The sequence below is a fragment of the Hymenobacter cellulosilyticus genome (assembly GCF_022919215.1).
GTDB lineage: Bacteria > Bacteroidota > Bacteroidia > Cytophagales > Hymenobacteraceae > Hymenobacter > Hymenobacter cellulosilyticus.
This window is the reverse complement of record NZ_CP095046.1, coordinates 3,464,841-3,486,935: the sequence shown is the minus strand read 5'-3', so window position 1 is coordinate 3,486,935 and position 22,095 is coordinate 3,464,841. Positions and strand designations below refer to the sequence as shown.

The following is a 22,095-nucleotide window of genomic DNA, read 5'->3' as shown; positions in this document are numbered from 1 at the left end:
CGGGTCGTCTGGAAGAGAGAAAATCGGCTTACAGCGTCACGTTGAAGCCCAGCGTGAAGGTGCGGGCCTGGGGGTAGCCGCCGTAGTCGCCGCCCTCATTGTTGGCCGCCTCCGGGGTGAAGCCGCCGGTGTACTTGTGCCAGATGTAGGCGTTTTCTACCGACACGTACAGGCGGGCCCGGTCGTAGTATTTCACCTTGGGCAGGTTGTAGCCCAGCGTAATGTTCTTGAGGCGGATGTAGTCGGAGCTGTAGAGCCAGCGCGTGTCGTAGTAGGCGCCGGTGGTGGCGTTGATGCTGGGCGTCATGCCGTCACCCTGTTCCTGCTCCGACTTCCAGCGGTTTTCCCACTTGGCCAGCTTGTTATAGAGGTAGCCCATGCCGGGCCGGTCGATGCTGCGGCCAATCATGGAGTAGATCTGCCCGCCCTGCTGGGCATTGAGCAGGAAACTCAGGTCGAAGCCCCGGAAGGTAAAGGTGTTGGTCACACCGAAGATGAACTTGGGCTGGGGGTTGCCCACGATGGTGCGGTCGGCCTCGGTGACGATACCGTCGCCATTCACGTCGCGGTACTTGGAGTCGCCGACTTTGGTGCCGCTCATTTTGGGGCCGGCATTCACTTCCTCCTGGGTTTTGTACACGCCCACCACATCGTAGAGCATGAAGGCATTCAGGGGCTGGCCCACCTGGATAATCTGAGTCAGCCGGTCGTAGCCGGCCACGATGGGCGTGTTGTTGAAGTCCAGGGCCAGCACCTCGTTGCGGTTGTAGGAGGTGTTGAACGAGGTGGCCCAGGTAAAGGTGCCCACCATGTTCTGGCTGTTGATGCCCAGCTCCACGCCCTGGTTGAGGATGTCGCCCACGTTCTGCCAGCTGGTGGTGTAGCCCGTAATCGAAGAAACCGGGGCCCGCAGTAGCAAATCCTTGGTGCGGCGGTTGTAGGCGTCGGCCGAAATCTGGATGCGGTTGCTGAGCAGGCCAAAGTCGAAGCCCGCGTTGAAGCTGCCGGTCCGCTCCCAGCCCAGGTTTTCATTTTTGTAGGAGCCCGGGGCAAAGCCGGTCTGGGCCACGCCGTTGAGCGAGTAGTTGGTCGAGGAAAGGATAGAAAACTGGGCGTTGCTGGGAATGCGGTTGTTGCCCGTCACGCCGTAGGAGGCGCGCAGCTTCAGGTCGCTGATAAAGGTGATGCCGCGCATAAATTCCTCACTCGACACGCGCCAGCCCACCGACACGGCCGGAAAGTAGCCCCAGGGCTGGCCAAACTTGGCCGAGCCGTCGCGGCGCAGCGAAGCCGACACCAGGTATTTTTCCTTGTAGTCGTACTGCACCCGGCCGAAGTAGGACAAGAGCCAGTTGATGTCGGGCGCGTAGAATTCGGAGGCGCTGGGCGTGGCGTTGTTGCGGCTCACGAAGGGCGACCAATCGTTGGGCAGGGGCGAGAATTCCTGCAGGCTGCCGTCGCTGCGAAACCGCTCCACCGAGTAGCCGGCAATGGCGTCGAGGTTGTGGCTGCCCAGCTGCCGCTTGTAGTTGAGCACACCCTGAAACAGGTAGCGCGTGCCGGCTGTTTGGGCCAGGCGGGCCCGGCTGAGCTGCCCCACGTAGGTAGCCGTGGCCCAGTCGCGGCTGGTGTTGGTCGGAAAAAACTGCTGGTCGTTGAGGTAGTTATTGTCCATGGCGCCCAGCAGCTGCAGCTGCAGCCCTTTGTAGACGTCCACGTTCAGGCCCATGTTGGCATTGAGGCGGGTCCGGGTGGTGTTGATGTCGCTGCGCTCCATCACGGCCACCGGGCTGATGTAGCGGCCCGACCAGGCGTAGGGGAAATACGGCTGAGCACCCACCAGCACGCCGGCCCCTTGCTGGGCGACGGGCGGCATCTGGATGGCGTTCATGGCCTGGTTGTCCTTGCCGTCTACCCGGCCTAGGCTCGACCATTCCGTGGAGGGCGCCAGGGTCATGGTCAGCTTGATGCCCTTGCGAATCCGGGCATCGAAATTGGCCCGCAGCGTAGCGCGCTTCAGGTCGGTACCCACAAAGATGCCTTCCTGGTCGAGGTAGGAGCCGTTGACGTTGTAGCTAAAGTCGTCGGTGCCGCCCGAAACGCCAATCTGGTACTGCTGCATGCGGGCCTTGCGGAACACAGCATCCTGCCAGTCTATGTAATCCAGCGAGTCGGAGCCGTAGGCCCACTTTGGGTCGTACATATAGGTTGGGTTGGGCGTATTGAGCGGGATGTTGAGTTCCCGGGCCCGGTAGTCCATGGGGTCGGAGGCTTTGTAGGGCTTGTTGACGGCGGCGGTTTTGCCGCGGTTTACCCAGGCCTCGTCTACCCCTTCCTGGCGCTGCTTGATCCACTGCTCGGGTGTCATCATATCGATGCGGCGCTCCAGGGCCTGCACGCCGGTGTAGCCCGAAAACTGCAGCTTGGCCGGACCCTTCTTGCCGCGCTTGGTGGTCACGAGCACCACGCCGTTGGAGCCGCGCGAGCCGTAAATGGCGGCCGAGGCAGCATCTTTGAGCACCTCAATGTTGGCCACGTCGGTGGGGTTGATGCCCCGCAGGTTGTCTACCGGCACCCCATCCACCACGTACAGGGGCTCGTTGCTGGCGTTGATGGAGCCCGTGCCCGCACCCGAATCTGCAGCTCGGCGCCCGGCTCCCCGGTTACGGTCTGCACCGTTACGCCGGGCATCTGACCAGCCAACGCATTTTCGATGCGGTTGACGGGCCGCTCCTCAATCTCCTTGGCTGTGACGCCGGCAATGGCGCCGGTTACGTTGCTGGCCTTCTGGGTGCCGTAGCCCACGACCACCGTTTCCTGCAGCAGCTGAGCATCCTGGCTTAGTACTACATTTACATTTGGGTTGTCTCCCAAGACAACTTCCTTGGTCAGATACCCCACGAAGGAGAAAACCAGGGTGCCACCGGTGCCGGGCACGCTCAGGGAAAAAGTACCATCCGGGTTGCTGCCCGTACCAATGGTCGTACCCTTGAGCACAACGGTTACTCCGGGAGGGTTTCTTTATTTTCAGCCGTGGTAATCTTACCGGTGATGGTCCGGTTCTGGGCCAGCAGCGTATGCCCGACCAGCAGCAGAACCAGCAACGGCAGTACCCTGGCTATGTAGTACAGCTTTTTCATAGGGTGAGGAATGTGGAAAAGGGAAGAGAGAGACTGTCAGCACATCGACCTGATGAAGGTAGAGTGAGTAGTCACTTTCGGTATCCCGCACTCTCCTGCCTACTTATTATTTTATCATAACCCGTATAATTTGGACACAAAAAAGCCCAACGGTCGGCCGGGCTTTTTGCTAGTTGGATAAGTTAAGCTGGTTTTCTAAAGCGCAGCCGCACCCCGGACTCGGATTGGCCCCGCCGGAATGGGGCGCGGGGCTACCCGGACTAGGCGGGCAATGCGAATATTGACCAGCGCCACAGGAGTTGCGGCCGTAGCCGGCGTTACCTGGATTTCTCCAATAGCAGCAGTGGCGATGCGCAGGGAGGCATCATTTACCGGCAGTCCCTCAACGGCGTAGCTGACGGAGCCAGGCAGCTTCAACTCCTCCCCGATTTCGGCCAGGGTTTTACTTTCCACGCCTGCCAAGACTTTCTTTTTTACCCTAACGTCCACAATGTCGTTCGCCGCCAGGCTACGCCACTGCGAGGGGACTTTATTGGGCCGGTACAAATTTGCCCGCATCACATTTTTACATCTGCTGGTTGCTCCACTAATGCTAGATAACACCCCCAGATTAATAACCATGGAGGTATTCAGCAGAAGAAAATACTGGGGTTCAGGAGCCTTTGACGGCACCGGCAAAACAGCTGGCAGGGCCAACTGAACCGTTGGCGCTGTAACCGCCGGTCTAGCCTGCACCACTGACGGAATACTTGGTGCAAGGGGCGAAACAGTACTTCGTTGCGCCAGACTCAGTCGACCGAATCCACAGCAGAAGAGGGTGAGCAGCAACGTATAAAATCGGGGGCAGCACATCATGAAGACTCTTCTGAGACCTAATTAGAATTATCAGGCCTAACAAGGTAGAAATTATCCGCTGACGCCAACCGCGAAACGACACGTTGTTACCCCTATATAACGGACGAGCCGCATAGTGGGAACAGAAGCCTAACGTTCTGTCCGCCCTATGCGGCTCCCTCTATACCTGTGTTTACTCGTCAGGCAACGCTGGTGCTAAGCAGCAGCTTTGGGAAAGAGCATCCTCCGCTCTTACCTCGCTTCGCCCGCCGTGGCGGCTACCTGTGCGGCCGGGGCTTCCGGCGTAATGGCTTTGGCTTCTTGTGCCGCCGGTGCTTCCGAGCCCAGGTAGTTGCCGTAGCCCACGATGACGGTAGATAACACCACGGCCAGAATGCCCAGCGACACGGTGCGCATCGTGAGGCGGTTGGCGCCCCGCCACTCGTGCAGGTACAGGCCCCAGAACGAGCTGAAAGCAATGATAAAGGCCATGTGCAGCGTCCAGCCCGAGAAGCGGAACTCGCCCATTTGCGAGTCGCCCATGCCGTAGAAAAAGAACTGCAGATACCACGTGAAGCCGGCCATAGCACAGAACACGACGTTGCGCAGGGCCGGAGCCGTGGGGTTGAGGTAGTCGGTATAAGTCTTGTTCTTGATATTCAAATAAATACACCAGATGGCGTTGGTAGTCAGCCCGCCCAGCAGCACGACTACCAGCACGGCGTTGTTCATGTAGAGCGGGTCGGTGCCGGACGCTTTGGCCAAGTCGGCAATGGGCTGCCCGGCGGTGAGGCCAAACGACATGCAGGCACTCATCACGCCCGAGAAAATGGCCACGCCCAGGCCTTTACGTAGGTCAAACTCGGCCACTCCCTCCTTTTTCTGGTCGGCCGTCAGGTGCTTTTCCTTCATGATGCCGGCCAGCCCGCAGATCAGAATGCCCATTACGCAGACCACCAGCCCCATCAGAATCATCTGTCCGGAGGCCGATTGAACCAGCGTCGGGAAGGTGCCCAGCCAGAGCGGCGGTACGATGGTGCCAAATACGGCGCACAAACCCAGCGTGACGGCCATGCCCAAAGACAAGCCCAGGTAGCGCATGGCCAGCCCGAAAGTAAGCCCGCCGAAGCCCCAGAGTACGCCCCACAGATAGGTCCAGGCCAGCGTGGAAGTGTCGGCCTGGGCCAGCACGCCAAACAGATTTTTCACGGTGAGGGAGCCCATAATGAGGGGCGCAAACACCCAGCTCACGATGCCCCGACCAGCCAGTAGCTTTCCCAGGACCAGCCTTTTACTTTCTTATAGGGCAGATAAAAGCTGCCGGAGGCGAAACCGCCCAATGCGTGTAAGATTACTCCCCAAATGACTGCCATAGTGGTAAATGTGGTGGGTTTAGGCAAATCTGCCCTTATAGCAGCACCCAACTATCCTGTGCTCTCCTGCTAGAAAAGTAACGACTCACTCATTTTTCACCTTGGCGCCAAGTAACAATTATTTTTCCCGCTGAGCAGGAGAGTGCAGGATGTTAGCCCCGGGGCAGCCCGCGTAATTTGTTGAAAAGCAATTCTTACCTGTTTTCTGCATACTCCCTAAACAGAAGCGCCATCATGGAAAAAACGCTGACCTTTCAACACGTTAGTTACCTCTGGGACGAAGCCAAGGCGCTAGAGTTAAGCGGCGACGAAGTAGCCCTGTTTCTGTACCGCTCCAACCTGCTCGGGGCCGACCTGCGCCTGACCAACTACGCCGGTGGCAATACCAGCTGCAAGCTCACCGAAACCGACCCCGTGACGGGCCAGCCGGTAGAGGTAATGTGGGTGAAAGGCTCGGGCGGCGACATTGGTACGCTCACCAAGGCCGGCTGCGCCAACTTGTATGTAGACAAGCTGCACGCGCTCAAAAACCGGTACCGCGGCCTGCCGTTCGAAGATGAAATGGTGGCCCTGTTCGAGTACTGCCTCTTCGACCCCAAGTGCGCCACGCCTTCCATTGATACGCCCCTGCACGGCCTGCTGCCCTTCAAGCACATCGACCACCTCCACCCCGATGCCTTGATTGCCATTGCCGCCAGCAAAGACGGAGAGCAAATCATGCGCGACATCTGGGGCGACACCATGGGCTGGCTGCCCTGGCAGAAGCCGGGCTTTGACCTAGGGTTACAGCTGGAGAAAATTGTGGCCGACAACCCCGGCCTGCGCGGCGTAATCTTGGGCGGGCACGGCCTCTTTACCTGGGGCAATACGAGCTACGAATCGTATATCAACACGCTGGAAGTCATTGAAATGGCGGCCACCTACCTGGAAGCCAACTACGGTAAGCATAAGCCGGTCTTCGGCGGGGTGAAGCTCGAAAACGGCCCCGATGCCGAAACCCGGAAGCAGCAGGCGGCCGAGGTAATGCCCATCCTGCGCGGCCTGGCCTCCGGGCAGCGCAGGATGGTGGGCCACTACACCGACGACGCCCGGGTGCTGGAATTCGTAAACTCCCACGACCTAGCCCGCCTGGCCCAAAAAGGCACCTCCTGCCCCGACCACTTCCTGCGCACCAAGATTCGCCCCTGGTGCTCGACGAGGCCACCATGCGCCAGCCGCTTTCGGCCGTGAAAGAGTACCTGCAGGAGCAGTTTGCCGCCTACCGCCAGGACTACGCCGCCTACTACGAGCGCAGCAAGCACGCCAACTCCCCGGCCATGCGCGACCCGAATCCGGTGGTGATTCTGTGGCCCGGCGTGGGCATGTTCTCCTTTGCCAAAGACAAGCAGACCGCCCGCGTGGCCGCCGAGTTCTACACCAACGCCATCAACGTGATGAAGGGCGCCGAGGCCGTGAGCGAGTACACCGGGCTAGCCGAGCAGGAAGCCTTCAACATCGAGTACTGGCTCCTGGAAGAAGCCAAGCTCCAGCGCATGCCCAAGCCCAAGTCGTTGTCGGGCCAGATTGCCTACGTTACCGGCGGCACCGGCGGCATCGGCTTGGCTATCTGCGAATTGCTTTTGCAAAACGGGGCCGTAGTGGTTGCCACCGACCGGGACCGGCTCGACGAAACCCAGACCACGCTGCGCAAACGCTACGGCCAGGACAACGTCCTGACCACGCCCATCGACGTGACCAACGACCAGGCCATTGCCGACTCGTTCCGGGCCACGGTGCTGCAGTTCGGCGGCGTGGACATTGTGGTCAACTGCGCCGGCCTCTCCATCAGCAAACCGCTGAGTGAAACCACCCAGGCCGATTGGGACATTCTCAACGACGTGCTGGTGAAAGGTCAGTTTCTAGTCACCCAGCAGGCTGTGGAGATACTGCGCAAGCAGAACCTGGGCGGCGACGTGGTCAATATTGCCAGCAAAAATGGCTTGGTGGCCGGGCCCAACAACGTGGCCTACGGCACGGCCAAAGCAGCCCAGCTGCACATGTCGCGCCTGCTGGCCGCCGAGCTGGGCGCCGACAAAATCCGCGTCAATACCGTGAACCCCGACGCCGTGCTGCGGGGCTCCAAGATCTGGGAAAGCGGCTGGGCCGAAGGGCGGGCCAAGGCCTACGGTGTGAGTGTGGAAGAGCTGCCGGCCCACTACGCCAAACGCACCCTGCTGGGTGAGGAAGTTCTGGCCGAGGACATTGCCAAAGCTGTGCTGGTCTTCGTGGACGGCTCCTTGAGCAAATCAACGGGCAACGTGCTCAACGTGGACGGCGGCGTGGCTATGGCCTTCGTGCGCTAAGCCTCAGTTGCTATGAAAACAGCTTAAAAAGACCTGGCAGGCCGATTTCCGGATTGGTTTGCCAGGTTTTTTGCTGCGGTAGAAATGCTGGCAATTCGTTACATTTATTCTTATTACAACCCTGAATTACAGACACTTTAGGCATAGTAAATCGATTGTTTATCTACCATCAATCCGTTGCCCGTCCTTGAACGGGTGATTATTGCTTTGCCAATCCGCGCTTTATCCGTTATCATGACCTTTCCTTTCCCACCCAAGCGCTCTTCCTGTCATGCTAGTAAACTCGGATTACCGGAGTCGGAATGCTGTTTCGGGCCCTAAAGAATCTTCCCGCGACGCGACCCCCGGCATGTATACCCTCCAACTGAAGCCCCAGGATAAAACCCCGAAGTACAAGCAGATTGTGCAGTCGGTTATCATGGACATTGAGCGCGGCATTCTGCGCAACGGCGACCAGCTGCCCTCCATTTCCGAGCTCAGCGTGGAACACTACCTGGCCCGCGACACGGTGGAAAAAGCCTACCGCGAATTGCGGGAGCGGGGCTTTATCACCTCGGTGCAGGGCAAGGGCTACTACGTGCAAACCAACGACACGGCCAAGCTCAAAATCCTGCTGGTGTTCAACAAGCTGAGCTCCTACAAAAAGATCATCTACTACGCCTTCCTCGAAGCCCTCGGCGACCAGGCCACTGTCGATTTGCAGATTCACCACTACAACGTGAACCTGTTTCAGGAAATCATCGAGAAGAACCTGGGCAAGTACAACTACTACGTGGTGATGCCCCACTTCACCCTCGATACGCCCAAGGCCACGTATCAGAGCATCCTGAACACGATTCCGAGCCAGGAGTTGGTGCTGCTCGACAAGGATTTGCCCGAGCTGCAGCACGACTGCCTGCGCGTGTTCCAGGACTTCGACAAGGACATCTTCAACGCCCTGGAAAACGCCCGGGACCTGCTCGATAAGTACTCCCGCCTGGTCCTCATTCTGCCCTCCGACGCCAACCACCCCGAGGAATTGCCCTGGGGCTTCCGCTCCTTCTGTTTGATTCACAACAAGACCTTCGCCGTGGTGGAAAACGCCATGAGCGAGGTGCTCGAAACCGGCACGGCCTACGTCGTCATCCGGGAAACCGACCTGGTGGAGCTGGTCAAGAAAATCCGGCAGACCAGCTACCTGCTGGGCCGCGAAGTGGGCATCATCTCCTTCAACGAAACCCCGCTGAAGGAGCTGCTCAACATGACCGTCATTACCACCGACTTCGAGGCCATGGGCAAAACCGCCGCCACCAAGCTGCTGGAAAAGCACCGCGGCAAAGTCCGCAACCCGTTCTACACCATCCGGCGCGGCTCGTTGTAGAACTAAAACCGTCTGTCATCCTGAGGCGGAGCCGAAGGACCTTCCTCGCCTACCCCACTGCCGGTAGTACCAACGCTCAAAGCCCTTTACTGTAAACTCGGTAAGGGGCTTGGAGCATTTAATCATCCCTAAGGCATGGTCGAAATACACGGCTGGATTACCTTACGCTACAGCGACTATCATTCCGAAGAAGCTCCCCAACGGGAATTCGTAGCCAGGTTTAAGCAGTACTTAGAGCAGACCGGCATCTGGCCTGGCTTTGCCCACCTGTGCCAGCTCACGGTTTACAACGGACAGTATTGCTTTACCATCACAGCCCAGCACAATCATCCTGGCCAGCCTTTCTATCCCCTGGAAATCTTTACCTGGATAGCCCAGGAATCGACGGGCAGCTACGGACTGTTGCATTTCCATGACGACGAGGACCCCGCTTTACACAACGAGTTTCAGGTCTATGTCCTGAAGCGTGGGAAACTCATCAAAGCGGCTGACTCATTTCTGTCCCCTTATTTTGAAGAAGTTGAGCGGGAGTATGATGCAGCAAATCCGCCTTTAGATTAAAGGTAGAGACTGAGCAGATGTTTGTGGTAGCCACTTAGAAATGGCCTTACGCATTGACCAACCTTGCATGGCGTAAATGAGGAAGGTCCTTCGCAAGCTCAGGATGACAGACGGGGAAAGTAACTCTGCTTCTACTAAAATAAAACCACGTGGGCAGGAGAGTTCAGAACAGTTTGGGCCGAGTCGATAAGCTACTTTGCTATTGTTAAAACAAGACTCCCACGAATTCCGCAGCAGCGGCCCTGCCTACGCCAGCCCGCTTTTTCGGCCACTCCAACCCCGCCTTCCCATGCTTACTGACCAACGCCTCCACGACCTCAACCAGCCCTTGCTGGCCGAGCATCAGCTGCAGTTTTCCTACCTGGCCGATTTGCTGAGTCGGCGCCAGCAGGACGCCCAGGAAGTAGTGCGCGAGCTAATCAAGTTTCAGGTGGCCATTCCGAGCTGGGCGTTGGGTACCGGCGGCACCCGCTTCGGGCGCTACCCCCTGGGCGGGGAGCCCCGCAACCTGGAGGAAAAGCTCGGCGACGTGGGCCTGCTGCACCAGCTCAACCGCTCCTCCAACTCGATTTCCCTGCACATTCCCTGGGACATCCCCAGGATATTGCCGGCCTCGAGCAGCTGCAAAAAGAGTACGGCCTGGTGATTGACTCGGTGAACTCCAACACCTTCCAGGACCAAAAAGACCAGGCTTTTTCCTACAAGTTCGGCTCCCTGAGTCATACGGAACAAGCCGTCCGCCAGCAGGCCATTCAGCACAACATCGACTGCATCAACTACGGCCGGCAGCTGGGGGCCAAAACCCTGACCGTGTGGCTGGCCGACGGCTCCAACTTCCCCGGTCAGCAGCACCTGCGCCGCGCCTACCTGCGCACCCAGGAGTCGCTGGCGGCCATCTACGAGGCCATGCCTTCCGACTGGCAGATGCTCATCGAGTACAAGCCCTACGAGCCCCACTTCTACTCCATGGTCATTCCCGACTGGGGCACCTCGTACTCCTTGTGCCAGAGCCTGGGCCAGAACGCCAACGTGCTGGTCGATTTAGGCCACCACTTGCCCAACACCAACATCGAGCAGATTGTGGGCCGCCTGCAGCAATTTGGCCGCCTCGGCGGCTTCCACTTCAACGGCTCCATGTACGGCGACGACGATTTGACCACCGGCAGTATCAAACCCTTCCAGCTCTTTTTGATCTTCAACGAACTGGTCGACGCCGCCCGCGACCCGGCCGTCACCAACCCGCTGGTAGCCTATATGATTGACGCCAGCCACAACACCAAGGACCCGCTGGAAGACCTGCTGCAGTCCGTCGAAAACATCCTCGGCGCCTACGCTAAGGCCCTGCTGGTGGACCGTGAAGCCCTGCACGAAGCCCAGGAAAGTAACGATGTGGCCCGGGCCGAGGAAATCCTGCGCGACGCCTTTTTGCTCGACGTGCGCCCCCTAGTGTCGGAAGCTTACCGGCAGAGCGGCGGGGCCCTGAAGCCCGTGCAAGCCTACCGCGCCGCCGGGGTGCGGGAGCAACTTATTCAGCAGCGGGGCAAACTGAGCGTATCGACCGGGCTATGAAAAAGCGCATGAAAAAGTCGATTTACGCCGTTTTTGACATCGGCAAGACCAACAAAAAACTCATCCTCTTCGACGAGGAGCAGCAGATTATTGATGAGCAGCTGCACGTCTGCACCGACGTGCTCGACGACGACGGCTTCGACTGCGACCACCTGCCCCGCCTCACCGAGTGGGTGCTTCGCCATTGGCAGGACTTGCGCCAGAGCCCGCACTACTCGGTGAAGGGCGTGAACTTCACCGCCTACGGGGCCAGCTTCGTGCATCTGGGCGCCGACGGCCAGCCCGTGGCCCCGCTCTACAACTACCTCAAGCCCATTCCCGAGCAAATCCAGCAGCAATTCTACGCCGCGCTGGGCCAGTCGCCCGACGAATTTGCCGCCGACACCTGCTCGCCGCAGCTGGGTATGCTCAACTCGGGCCTGCAGCTCTACTGGCTGAAATACGCCAAGCCCGAGCTCTACGCCCGGATTCATACCTCCCTGCATTTGCCCAACTACCTCTCCTACCTGCTCACGGGCGAGAAGTTCAGTGACTACACCTCCGTGGGCTGCCACACGGCGCTGTGGGACTACCAACGCCGCCAGTACCACGACTGGGTCCGGCGCGAAGGCATCGACGAAAAACTGGCGCCCCTGACCAAGGACTCCATTGCCAGCGTCGTGGATGGGATTATGGTGGGCGTGGGCTTGCACGACAGCACCTCGGCGGTGATGCCCTACCTGGCCGAAAATGACGAGCCTTTCGTGTTGATTTCAACCGGCACCTGGTCCGTTACCATCAACCCGTTTAACAGCCAGCCGCTTACGCCCGAGCTGCTGCGCCGCGACTGCCTGAGCTTTATGACGCCCCGGGGCCAGGCCACGCGTGCTTCTAGGGTCTTCCTAGGCCGGGAGCACGACTACCAGGTCGAGCGGATTGCCGCGTACTTCCACGTCAAGCCCGATTTCTACCGCTCTATCGTGCTGGCCCGCCCCTACGACGAAACCTCGACCCTATTTACGCCCGCCTGCATGGCCGGCACCGGTCCCTTCCCCGACCAGCCCGCCGCCGACTGGGACCTGTCTGGCTTCCGCACCGCCAGTGATGCCTACCAGCACCTGATGCACGGGCTGATCAACATTCTGCTCGAATCCATCCACCTGGTCTGGCAGGGCGAGAAAACCATCTTCGTCGACGGCGGCTTTGCCCGCAACCCACTCTTTATGCAAACCCTGAGCTGGAACTTCCCCAAGGCTGAAATCCGGACTCTGGAAGTCCCCCAAGCCACGGCATTAGGCGCTTTGGTTCACCTCGAGCAGGGCGAAGCCTGGAAGAAAACCCAGCTGCTGTTTACCTGAACCAATTTTGATTGGTAGCCACGAACATATGCTACCTCTTTGGCTGTCATCCTGAGCTTGGCGAAGGACCTTATAGGATTCGAACGAGTGTCGTACCAACGATTCGTTCTGCCGTGATAAGGTCCTTCGCCAAGCTCAGGATGACAGGAAAAATAACGCGCATGAAAGTCGCCCTTTTCGTTCCCTGCTACGTCGACCAGTTTTACCCGCAGGTGGGCATTTCGTCACTGCAGCTCCTGCAAAAGCTGGGCGTTACGGCCCACTTTCCGGCCCAGCAAACCTGCTGCGGGCAGCCCTGGCTAATAGCGGCTGCGAGCGGGACGCCCTGCCCATCTACCGCCACTTCGTCGACACCTTTCACAGCTACGACTACATCGTGGCCCCCTCCGGCAGCTGCGTCTACCATGTGCGCAAGCACTTCGACAAGCTGGAGCAAACGGCTGAAGTGCAGCAAGTCCGCACCGCCACCTACGACCTCATCGACTTCATCACCCAAATCCTGGGCGTCACCGAGCTGCCCGGCCAGTTTCCGCACAAAGTCGGCCTGCACCTGAGCTGCCACGGGCAGCGCGGTCTGCACCAGGCCAACGAGTCGGAGATGACGCCGGTGCGCGACGGGCAGCTACGCCGCCTGCTCGGCTCCTTGGACGGGATTGAGCTCACCGAGCTGGACCGCAACGACGAATGCTGCGGCTTCGGGGGCACCTTCTGCGTCTCGGAGGAAGCCATTTCCGCCCGCATGGGCCAGGACCGCGTGCAGGACCACTTGCGCAACGGTACCACCATTCTCACCGGCGGCGACATGTCCTGCCTGATGCACTTGCAAGGCATCGTGCGCCGCCGCCAGCTCCCGATGCAGGTCCTGCACGCCGTGGAAATCCTCAATAGTGAGACGGTCAGGTGGTAAAACTCCCTTCGTGTCATTGCGAGCAGCGCGAAGCAATCCGTCCTCTGCGAAGTTCGACACATTCTTTACCCACAAAGCCCTCGTCGCAAAGAAACAGAAGGGCTTATCACATCTGGCACTTAGCACATTTCAGAGGACGGATTGCCACGGCCTTCGGCCTCGCAATGACACAATCCGCTAGCGCTAGCCGAACCGCCACTCACCATTTCACCACCTCACCATCTCACCGCATGTCCCACGCTGCCCGCGCCTCTACGTTTGTGGCCGATGCCGACCGTACTACCTGGCACGACGAAACCCTGTGGTTTGTGCGCCAGAAGCGCGACAAGGCCGTGTATGCCGTGCCCGAGTTTCAACAGCTGCGCGAATTGGCTTCCCAGATTAAGGAGCACACCCTGAGCCGGCTGGATGAGTATCTGAAGCAGTTTGAGGCCGAAGCCCAACTCAATGGCGTGCATGTTCACTGGGCCGCCGACGCTGAGGAACACAACGCCCTTGTGCTCGACATCATTCGCCGACACAAGGCTACACGCGTGGTTAAGAGCAAGTCGATGCTCACGGAAGAGTGCCACCTGAATCCGCACTTGATTGGGCACGGTATCGAGGTCATTGACACCGATTTGGGAGAGCGAATTATTCAGCTGCGAGAGGAAGCACCCAGCCACTTGGTATTGCCCGCTATTCACCTGAAGAAGGAAGACGTGGGCCACACGTTTCACCTGCACCTGGGCACCGAAAAGGGCAACCACGACCCGCAGCAGCTCACCGAAGCGGCCCGCCAGCACCTCAGGGCCAAGTTTCTGGCTGCGGAAGTGGCTATTTCGGGCGTCAACTTCGCCGTGGCCGAAACCGGGGGCGTGGTTATCTGCACCAACGAAGGCAACGCGGATTTGGGCGTGAACTTGGCCAAGGTGCACATTGCCAGCATGGGCATTGAGAAGCTGATTCCCCGCCTCACGGATCTGGGCGTATTCACCCGCCTGCTGGCCCGCAGCGCCACCGGTCAGCCCGTGACGACCTATACTTCGCATTACACCAAGCCCGCCGCGGGCCGGGAAATGCACATCGTCATCGTCGACAACGGCCGCACCCAGCAGCTGGGCCGCCCCGACTTCCGGGCCTCGCTCAAGTGCATCCGGTGCGGGGCCTGCATGAACACCTGCCCGGTGTACCGGCGCAGCGGCGGCCATAGCTACGACTTCACCGTGCCCGGCCCCATCGGCGCTATTCTGTCGCCTAACATCGACCTGAAAAAGCACAGCTCCCTGCCGTTTGCCAGCACGCTCTGCGGCTCTTGCACCGACGTGTGCCCGGTCAAGATTGACATTCACGTGCAGCTCTACAAGTGGCGGCAGGTCCTGGCCGAAGCCGGCGAAATTCCGGCCAGCAAGAAGTGGAGTATGAAGTTTATGGGCCGCTTTCTGGCCAGCCCCAAGATGTTTGGCATGGGTGGCAAACTGGCCCGTACCGGCCTGCGGCTCTTACCTTATCAGCTCACCCACGCCAAGGCCTTCAATGCCTGGGCCGTGGCCCGGGAACTGCCCGAGCCGCCCCAGCAAAGCTTCCGCGAATGGTATCAGGCAACGGTGAAATAGGCAGATAGGGAGGTGGTGAGGCTCCTTTCTGTCGGCTCGGTTTAAACAGTTGCTCACCACTGCACCAGCTTTTTATTTGACCAGCTTACCATCTAACCACTTTGAGTTCCTCGCGCGAAAGAATCTTAGCCGCCGCCCAGGCCAACAAGCCCGCTGAAACGCCCTTGCCGAACGTCCCGGATTTCGGCGGTGATGCCTCCGTGGAGCGCTTTACCGAAATGCTGGGCAGTATTGGCGGCCGGGTAGTGTGGGTAACGGGTCCGCAACAACTGGAGCCCGTGCTGCGGCAGCTGTTTCCGGATGCCCGGCGCACGGCCTCGCCCCTGTTTCCTGCTACGGTAGCAGTGAGTGCTCAAACCCCGACCGAGATGCTGGCCGATGTTGACCTAGCCGTGTTAGCGGGCGAGATTGGGGTAGCTGAAAACGGCGCTATCTGGCTGCCCGAGGCCAACATGCTGCACCGGGCCTTGCCTACGGTTACCCAGCATCTGGTGCTGGTCCTCGACCACCGCCGTATTGTGGCCACCATGCACCAGGCTTACGCGCAACTGCCGGGCACGGGCGGCTACGGCGCTTTTGTGGCGGGCCCTTCCAAAACGGCGGATATCGAGCAGTCGTTGGTCATTGGGGCCCACGGGGCCCGCAGCCTGCTGGTGTTGCTGTATTAAGCCGGCAGTCATATTACATCCGCCCGCAGAATTGATATAGGCAAGGACGAAGTAGCGACGAGTCGCGAGGATAGAAACAAGAAAAACCCCCGGCCGGTTGACCAGGGGCTTTGTAACTACTTGCTAATAAACCCTTACTGAATAATGATGCGCTGGGTACGGGTCTGGTTGCCGTGGAAGCGCAGCAGGTAGATGCCAGGACGGAGCGTGCCGCTGGCAATATTCACCCGGGTTTGCTGTTCGACACTGACCTTCTTGATAATGCGGCCGGTTACGTCGACCACGTCGATGCTGCGCACCTTCAGCGGGTTGGCGCCCAGTATCACGGTGAGTTTGTCGTGGGCCGGGTTGGGGTATACCTCGATGCCGCTGGTTGCTGCCTCAGGAATGTTGGCCGTAACTGTGCAGTTGGTGGCCGCCGCGCCCAGGCCGCTGATGGACGCCATAGAGGTAGCCAGCACAAGCTTATCCAGCTTGGCCCCGCCGCCGGTGTTGTAGGCAATGGTCAGGGTGTGGGTACCGACGGGCAACACCATGTCCTTGAGCTTGGTCCAGCCCCAGCCGCTGCCGGCATTCACTTCTTTCACGCTCACGTCGTCGATGTAGTAGGTGTTGGCCACCTGCCCCATATCAAACAGAAAGGTAGTGGAAGCCAATCCAGCCGTGATGGTCCAGGTGACCTGCTGCCAGGCCGTGCCGATTGTTTGGTCGGCCTGGTATTGGGCGCTGCTGGGCCCGGTGGACAGGCGGATGGAGCCGCCGGCTGCCGCCGCTCGTACCCAGTACGAAATGGTATACTGCTTGCCAATGGTGGTGGGGAAGGCCGCGCTGCTTACCTGCACCCGCCACTGGTTGCCGGGCTGGGCCGTCGGGTTTACCACCTTCATCGAGCCGGTACCGGTACGGGCCTCAGCGGCCACCGTATTGGCGGTAATGGTAGCCCCGGTCGTATTCAGCGTGGTCCAGCCCGTCAGGCCGTTTTCGAAGCCCGCGTTGCCTACCAGTTGGCTGCCAATGGATTGAAACGGCTCATTATCCAGCTTTAGCCAGTAGCCGTACTCCTCCCCGGCCGGGACGCTTTGCCGGGCTACCAGGTTGTAGGTGGCCGCACTATCAATGGTGAAGGGTATAATCAGGTGGGAAATGGTGCTGGTGGGCGCCGTGCTGGGACTGCTCAGGCCGGATTTTACCCGCACCGATTTCCCGTTTGAAGCGTCCGTGTCATTTACGACATCCCAGTTTGAACCCACCGTGGTGCACTCGGCTTCCAGCCACAATCTTTTTCCCAGCGGCTCGGCGGGCAACACGGGGTTGGCCGTGCCCCACCACTGGTACCAGCGCTGGTAGTTCAGCTGCGGATACGGGTGCACCATGATGTTCGTATTGACGCTGGTGTTGCCGACTAGGAACTTGTCTACGAAGGCCTCCACGGCGGGCCGTTGGGTGGCCGGAATGGCGCAGTGCCCGTGTCCGCCGTCGATGTAAAAGCCAAACCGGTCCCCGATGCCAAAGCTCTTCCACACCTCGTGCGCGGCCCGGGCCGACACGTAAGCCGAGGGGTTGGCCAGCCACTCGAAGTCGGTGTTGCCCGTTACCAGCAAGGCCCGGGGCGCAATCATAGCCATCAACTCGTGGTGGTCGTGGGGCAATTTGGCCACGTTGGCTTCGGCAAACTGCCGCATGTCTTCCCGGAACCACTTGTAGTCGGTGGCACCCAATTTCTCCACGGCACCCAGGGTTTCGGAAACCCGCCAGGCCGGCGCCCCACCCCCACCCGACTCCTGGGCAATGGTCAGCGCAATTCGCTCGTCAAAAGCGCCGGAGAAGAGGGCCATCTTACCGGCGTAGGAGCAGCCCGTTACGCCCAGGCGGGATAAATTAACCGGCAGATTCGACTGCACCAGCTCCAGGCCGTCGATAAGCCGGCTCACGCCCCAGGCCCAGGCACTGTACTGGCCCGCATTGTCCAGGTTCTGGTCAGGATACAGGCGGTAGTAAGGGTCCGTCAGCTGTGGATTGCCGTAGGTTGTTACCTGGTTGTGGTTGTAGCGGACAGTGGCAATGTTGCGGCTGGTAAAAATGTCTGCCGGCACACTCCCAGCCGGACTGTTCATGCCGATAATAGCCGGAAATGGGCCATTCCCGGTGGGCAGCACTACTTCCGAAGTCAGCGTCAGAGTTTGCCCGTTCACTGTTACGTTTACCGTGAGTACACCCGCGGCGTAGCTGGCGGTAATGTTCTGGGGCGCGTGGGCTTGGTACCAATTTCATAGCGCTCAACCTCGGCCTTGATTTCGTTGCGCCGGCACTCCCAGTCGCTAAAGCTAGTGGACCGCCCGCGTCCGTCGGACCACATAAATGGGTCGGTCAGGGGCTGCACGATGGGCAGCTGGCTAAAGGTGGGTAACGGCGGGGCCGTACAGGTAGCGCCCGTGTTTTCGGCTGAGTACACCAGCGGAATCTGGGCTTGCAGGCTCGGGTGCAACAATGTAAAGGCCAGCACCAGAAGCCCGGCTTTGGCTTGGCGCCAGGGGCACCCGGCTAACGCCTTGGGAAGGAGCAGTGCGGAAAGATTGATTTTCATAGAGAAAGGGTTTGGTGGGTAAGAATGATACAGTAATCGGGTTACAGAATCGGTAGCCGGATCTAGTGGGCAGAGCAGCACGAGGATTGTTCCGCAAACGTTTCCGGGAATAAATCCAACTGCCGCACCTCATTAGCCTAGCGTGGCGCCTGTGGCTTATTATGCCGCTAGGAGCCACTAAAACTCGATTCTTCTGGAAGATACTGTCCTGCCCTAGCCACGCTACCCCGGGACCTAAACCGAGGAAAATGAAAGTACCGCAACCGTTTGCGGGAACGTTTGGATATCTACCAGGTCGCAAACTATTTTGCTTAGTCCCTGCCCCTTTCCTGCTATTAAAGCCTTAGGCCGATTTCTCCGCTTGATTACCGCCCGGCAAAGAATAGTGCAAGTGCTTAATCCCGGTAACAGAGGCCTTGCCCTCCACCCGTGGCAGGTTACTGGACCAGCGCGGCAGCGCCTACGGGCACTTTCCCATTGGGTGGATAACAAAACACCGGGCCGGCAAACTGCCAACCCGGTGTCTCTTGGTCCCAGCGCGTCTGGCGGCTAAACCAGCACGTTGCCGCCATCTACGATAATGCTCTGACCAGTACCATAGCGCTGCTGCATCAGGTAGAGGTAGGTCTGGGCAATGTCGGAGGCCTCGCCCACGCGGCCGACGGGCAGGTTGCGGCCAATACTGGTGTACATAGCGGCCCGGTCGGAGTCGGACATATCGGCCCACAGGTCGGTTTTTACCACGCCGGGGGCCACGTTATTCACCCGAATCGGGGCCAACTCCACGGCTAGGGCCCGGGTCAGGGCATCCATAGCCCCGCAGATACTGGCTCCCACGCTCCAGCCTTTGCCGGGCCGCCGACTGGCAATGCCCGATGTGAGCGTGATGGAGCCGCCGGGCCGCAAATGGGGCTGGGCATACTTCACCGCCGCCAAGGCACCGTAGTAGCGCAGCTCAAAAGCCCGCCGGATGGCTGATAAGTCAGTAAAAGCCAGCTCGCCCAGCAGCAGCGACTCGCCGGCAGTAAAGACGAGGTGGTCGAAAGCGCCGATACGCTCGAACAGCGCCTGCAGCTGGTTTTCCTGGGTTAGGTCGGCGGCGTGGCCGGTACTGGCCTCAGGCAGGCTGCGCAGGGCCGCCTGCACCCGCTGCTCGTTGCTGGAGACGATGACAACCTGGGCGCTAGCCGCGGCAGCCGCCTGGGCCGTAGCCAGGCCGATACCGGCGCTGCCGCCGAGCACCACAACGCGCTGGCTGGTTAATAATCCTGAGGTGATTTGCTTGTGCATGGGGTTGGAGGACGTTGGTTGAACACCACAAAGGTCCTCGGCACCCCCGCCGTAGTCACTTACCAAATGGTAAAAACGGCCCTAGCGGCGGCCACGGCGAATTCGGCTGAGCGACTGGGGCGTGATGCCCAGGTAGGAGGCTGCATCGGTGAGCGACACGCGTCGGGCAATATCGGGCTGGCCCTGTAGAAACCGTTGGTAGCGCGTGGCCGAGTCCTGGCCCAGATACGCGTTACGGGTCTGAATCTTGTCGAGCAGGCCCTGCTGAATGATCTGGTCGATGCGGGGGCGCAGGTAGGGCAGCCGCTGGTAAAGCGCCTCCAGCCGGGGCTTGCCGATGGCCAGAACCCGGGCCGGGCAAGCCGCCTGGATGGATTCGGCGGCGGGCACTTCGTGGGTAAAGCTGTGCAGAATCGTGCAGAACCGATTTTCAGCCAGAAAAAAGTGAGTCACCTCCTTGCCCGTTTCTTGGGCTACCATAATGCGCAACACGCCCTCTTCAATAAAAAACAGCTCCTGACACACCGACCCCGCCGCAAACAGCGTTTCGCCTTCGGCCACGCTCCGGGGCGTCCAGGCATCGGCAATCAGCGCCTGATCGGGCGGCGGCAGTGGTCCAAACAGGTGTAAATACGCCAGTAGAGCAGCAACCATGGAAACAGAGTGAAGAGCAGAAACTGCGGCAATATCCTAAAAACAAAAAAGCGGCCCCTACCAGAGGCCGCTTTTCTCTCCCAATCCAATAAAAAGGTTCTAAAACTTCATGCCCGTGCTGTTGATGACGGCCACCGGCTCCTGGTCTTGGGCCGTGATGTTGATGTTTTTCACGTGCCAGCCCGTTCCGTAGTTGATGCCGCCGGCCGTTTCGGCCGTCATGGTAATATTTTCCAGGGTCATGTTTTCCAGCAGGGAATTGGCCTGGCCTTCGGCTGAAATAGCCGTTTTGGCGTTGCGCACCCGCACGTTGGTGATGGTCACATCCTTGAAGTGGGGAATGCCCTTCTCGGCGGGCTCCACCTTGGTGAGCATGGCTTTCCAGTGGGCGGGCAAGGTTTCCTGGGTGTAGCCCTCGGGCAAGGACGAGTAGCTGTAGGCCGGGTTCCAGTTCATGGTCATCAGGATGGCCGTGCCCACGCCGTCCATTTCGATGTTGTCGACGGTAATGTCTTCCACCGTGCCGCCCCGGGTCAGGGCCGACTTGATGCGGATGCCGACCTTGGTGCCCTTGGCCTTGAGGTTGCGGGCAATGACGTGGCGGATGCCGCCGGAGGTTTCCGAGCCGCAGGTGAAAAGCCCGTCGCCGGCCCCGGCCACGCAGTTCTGAATCAGAATGTACTCGGCGGGACGGTTCACGCGCAGGCCGTCGGCGTCGCGGCCGGCCTTGAGGCAGAAGTTGTCGTCGTTGCAGTCGATGTCGCAGTTCTGCACCAGCACGTATGAGCTCGAGTCAATGTCGATGCCGTCGGTGCTGGGGCCGTGCCCGCCGATGTTGTTGCGAATCGTCAGTCCGTCGGCCGTCACGTTTTTGGAGTAGAGAATGTGGACCGTCCAGAAGCCGGCCCGCTGCAGCGTGATGCCCTTGAGCGTGACGTTGGAGGAATTGGCCACCAGCAAGGTGCGGGGGCGTTTGGCGTCGTAATCCACAATCCAGCGCAGGCCCTTGGGGTCGTAGTCTTTGCGCATAGCCCAGTAGTTGTCCCAAAACGGCTTGCCCTGCCCGTCCACGGCGCCTTCACCGAGGATGGCCACGTTGTCCTGGTCCAGCACGTTGATCAGGGCGGCGGGCCACTTCATTTCGATACCGGCCACGCGGGTGGGTAGCTCGGGTAGTCTTTCAGATCCTGGCTGCCGAGCAGGGTCACGCCTTTGTCGAGGCGCAGGGTCACACCTTTCTTGAGGAAGATGGAGCCCGTCAGGTACTGGCCCGGCGCGAAGGTCACCACGCCCCCTTTTTTGGCCGCCGCGTCAATGGCTTTCTGAATGGCCTGGGTGTTGAGCGTTTTGCCATCGGCCACGGCCCCGTACTTGGCTACGGTAAACGTGTTCTTGGTGGCGGGCAGGGTTTTGGCGCCGGTTTCTTTCACCCAGGCCGGGTCGGCGGGAGCGGCAGAAACGGTAGTAGCCGGCACGGGCTCCATGAAGCTGCCTAGCCAGGTGAGCAGCGGCAGCAGAAAACTCAGGTTCAGGAACATACGGATGGAGTGAGGAGCGGGAGCGGGACCGGAAAGGCAAAATCAAAGGAAAGCCGAAGTGACGCGTGGCCGACAGCAGAAAGACAAATTCCCACATAAGCTTTCCGCAGCCCTAATGGCCACGCGTCATTCAACAAGGCTCTCCATTAACTCAAATGTGCGGTTACCCTGAAGCAAAACTCTCCCGCACCCTCCTGCTAACGCAGTTTCTTTTGGGTATGGAGTTTAGTCTTTCTCCTTAGTCTTCCCGGTCATTGCGAGGAACGAAGCAATCCGTCCTCTTAAATGTGCGGAGTTGCCTGAAGTGAAAAGCCCTTTACTATTGCGGTAGTAAAGGGCTTTC

The 22,095-nt window shown here is 59.6% G+C and carries 14 protein-coding genes and 5 pseudogenes; 9 read left to right on the top strand and 10 right to left on the bottom strand.

The features are described from left to right. Positions 1–28 precede the first annotated feature (28 nt). The 4 genes and pseudogenes from MUN79_RS17060 to rhaT form a co-directional block, all read right to left on the bottom strand. Positions 29–2,997 (bottom strand): annotated as a pseudogene (locus tag MUN79_RS17060) (SusC/RagA family TonB-linked outer membrane protein). Positions 2,998–3,002: 5 nt separating this feature from the next. Next, a complete protein-coding gene (locus tag MUN79_RS17055) occupies positions 3,003–3,140 on the bottom strand; it encodes a hypothetical protein (protein ID WP_244673861.1) in 138 nt (45 codons plus the stop codon). 195 nt (positions 3,141–3,335) lie between these two features. Then, complete coding sequence (locus MUN79_RS17050; protein WP_244673860.1) at positions 3,336–3,593, bottom strand: hypothetical protein; 258 nt, start codon at positions 3,591–3,593, stop codon at positions 3,336–3,338. A 633-nt stretch (positions 3,594–4,226) separates the two neighbouring features. Further along, positions 4,227–5,347: pseudogene (rhaT, locus tag MUN79_RS17045) on the bottom strand (L-rhamnose/proton symporter RhaT). A 234-nt stretch (positions 5,348–5,581) separates the two neighbouring features. Here rhaT and MUN79_RS17040 point away from each other — a divergent pair. From MUN79_RS17040 to MUN79_RS17005, 9 genes and pseudogenes are all read left to right on the top strand, one after another. Then, positions 5,582–7,689: pseudogene (locus tag MUN79_RS17040) on the top strand (bifunctional aldolase/short-chain dehydrogenase). Positions 7,690–8,038: 349 nt separating this feature from the next. Next, positions 8,039–9,049 carry a GntR family transcriptional regulator gene (locus MUN79_RS17035; RefSeq protein ID WP_244673859.1) on the top strand — a complete coding sequence of 337 codons (1,011 nt, stop codon included), beginning with the start codon at positions 8,039–8,041 and terminating at the stop codon, positions 9,047–9,049. Between the two features lie 135 nt (positions 9,050–9,184). After that, positions 9,185–9,610 carry an Imm7 family immunity protein gene (locus tag MUN79_RS17030; RefSeq protein ID WP_244673858.1) on the top strand — a complete coding sequence of 142 codons (426 nt, stop codon included), beginning with the start codon at positions 9,185–9,187 and terminating at the stop codon, positions 9,608–9,610. A 289-nt stretch (positions 9,611–9,899) separates the two neighbouring features. After that, positions 9,900–11,179: pseudogene (locus MUN79_RS17025) on the top strand (sugar isomerase). Beyond that, a complete protein-coding gene (locus tag MUN79_RS17020; RefSeq protein WP_244673857.1) occupies positions 11,176–12,516 on the top strand; it encodes an FGGY-family carbohydrate kinase in 1,341 nt (446 codons plus the stop codon). Before MUN79_RS17025 ends, MUN79_RS17020 begins: the two are co-directional and overlap by 4 nt. A 140-nt stretch (positions 12,517–12,656) precedes the next feature. Further along, positions 12,657–12,758, top strand: a pseudogene (locus tag MUN79_RS31130) (hypothetical protein); the annotation flags it as partial. A 134-nt stretch (positions 12,759–12,892) separates the two neighbouring features. Further along, the gene (locus MUN79_RS17015) at positions 12,893–13,423 is read left to right on the top strand and encodes a heterodisulfide reductase-related iron-sulfur binding cluster (RefSeq protein WP_311136496.1); all 531 of its coding nucleotides are present in this window, start codon (positions 12,893–12,895) and stop codon (positions 13,421–13,423) included. A 230-nt stretch (positions 13,424–13,653) separates the two neighbouring features. Next, positions 13,654–15,018, top strand: coding sequence for a lactate utilization protein B (locus MUN79_RS17010; RefSeq protein WP_244673856.1), 1,365 nt, complete (start codon positions 13,654–13,656; stop codon positions 15,016–15,018). Positions 15,019–15,119: 101 nt separating this feature from the next. Next, positions 15,120–15,686 carry a LutC/YkgG family protein gene (locus MUN79_RS17005; protein ID WP_244673855.1) on the top strand — a complete coding sequence of 189 codons (567 nt, stop codon included), beginning with the start codon at positions 15,120–15,122 and terminating at the stop codon, positions 15,684–15,686. Between the two features lie 134 nt (positions 15,687–15,820). On the opposite strand, the gene MUN79_RS17000 is transcribed toward MUN79_RS17005, so the two are convergent. The 6 genes from MUN79_RS17000 to MUN79_RS16975 all read right to left on the bottom strand — a co-directional run bounded on the left by MUN79_RS17000 (position 15,821) and on the right by MUN79_RS16975 (position 21,752). Beyond that, positions 15,821–17,878: a glucuronyl esterase domain-containing protein gene (locus MUN79_RS17000; RefSeq protein WP_244673854.1), complete on the bottom strand. Its 2,058-nt coding sequence runs from the start codon at positions 17,876–17,878 to the stop codon at positions 15,821–15,823. An 8-nt stretch (positions 17,879–17,886) separates the two neighbouring features. Then, entirely contained in the window at positions 17,887–18,270 is a 384-nt protein-coding gene (locus tag MUN79_RS16995; protein WP_244673853.1) for a hypothetical protein, read from the bottom strand. Positions 18,271–18,819: 549 nt separating this feature from the next. After that, the gene (locus tag MUN79_RS16990; protein ID WP_244673852.1) at positions 18,820–19,560 is read right to left on the bottom strand and encodes an SDR family oxidoreductase; all 741 of its coding nucleotides are present in this window, start codon (positions 19,558–19,560) and stop codon (positions 18,820–18,822) included. An 81-nt stretch (positions 19,561–19,641) separates the two neighbouring features. Further along, on the bottom strand, positions 19,642–20,214 hold the full coding sequence (locus MUN79_RS16985) for a Crp/Fnr family transcriptional regulator (protein ID WP_244673851.1): 573 nt from the start codon (positions 20,212–20,214) through the stop codon (positions 19,642–19,644). 99 nt (positions 20,215–20,313) lie between these two features. After that, positions 20,314–21,369: a glycoside hydrolase family 28 protein gene (locus tag MUN79_RS16980; protein ID WP_244673850.1), complete on the bottom strand. Its 1,056-nt coding sequence runs from the start codon at positions 21,367–21,369 to the stop codon at positions 20,314–20,316. Next, positions 21,351–21,752, bottom strand: a complete 402-nt coding sequence (locus tag MUN79_RS16975) for a glycosyl hydrolase family 28-related protein (protein ID WP_244673849.1) — start codon at positions 21,750–21,752, stop codon at positions 21,351–21,353. Before MUN79_RS16975 ends, MUN79_RS16980 begins: the two co-directional genes overlap by 19 nt. Positions 21,753–22,095 lie beyond the last annotated feature (343 nt).

What these genes read in the sequence shown, in the direction of transcription:
- MUN79_RS16975 (WP_244673849.1), bottom strand. Translation starts at nt 21,752, where the DNA reads ATGTTCCTGAACCTGAGTTTTCTGCTGCCGCTGCTCACCTGGCTAGGC.
- MUN79_RS17020 (WP_244673857.1), top strand. Translation starts at nt 11,176, where the DNA reads ATGAAAAAGCGCATGAAAAAGTCGATTTACGCCGTTTTTGACATCGGC.
- MUN79_RS16990 (WP_244673852.1), bottom strand. Translation starts at nt 19,560, where the DNA reads ATGCACAAGCAAATCACCTCAGGATTATTAACCAGCCAGCGCGTTGTG.
- MUN79_RS16995 (WP_244673853.1), bottom strand. Translation starts at nt 18,270, where the DNA reads ATGAAAATCAATCTTTCCGCACTGCTCCTTCCCAAGGCGTTAGCCGGG.
- MUN79_RS17035 (WP_244673859.1), top strand. Translation starts at nt 8,039, where the DNA reads ATGTATACCCTCCAACTGAAGCCCCAGGATAAAACCCCGAAGTACAAG.
- MUN79_RS17010 (WP_244673856.1), top strand. Translation starts at nt 13,654, where the DNA reads ATGTCCCACGCTGCCCGCGCCTCTACGTTTGTGGCCGATGCCGACCGT.
- MUN79_RS17030 (WP_244673858.1), top strand. Translation starts at nt 9,185, where the DNA reads ATGGTCGAAATACACGGCTGGATTACCTTACGCTACAGCGACTATCAT.
- MUN79_RS17055 (WP_244673861.1), bottom strand. Translation starts at nt 3,140, where the DNA reads ATGAAAAAGCTGTACTACATAGCCAGGGTACTGCCGTTGCTGGTTCTG.
- MUN79_RS16985 (WP_244673851.1), bottom strand. Translation starts at nt 20,214, where the DNA reads ATGGTTGCTGCTCTACTGGCGTATTTACACCTGTTTGGACCACTGCCG.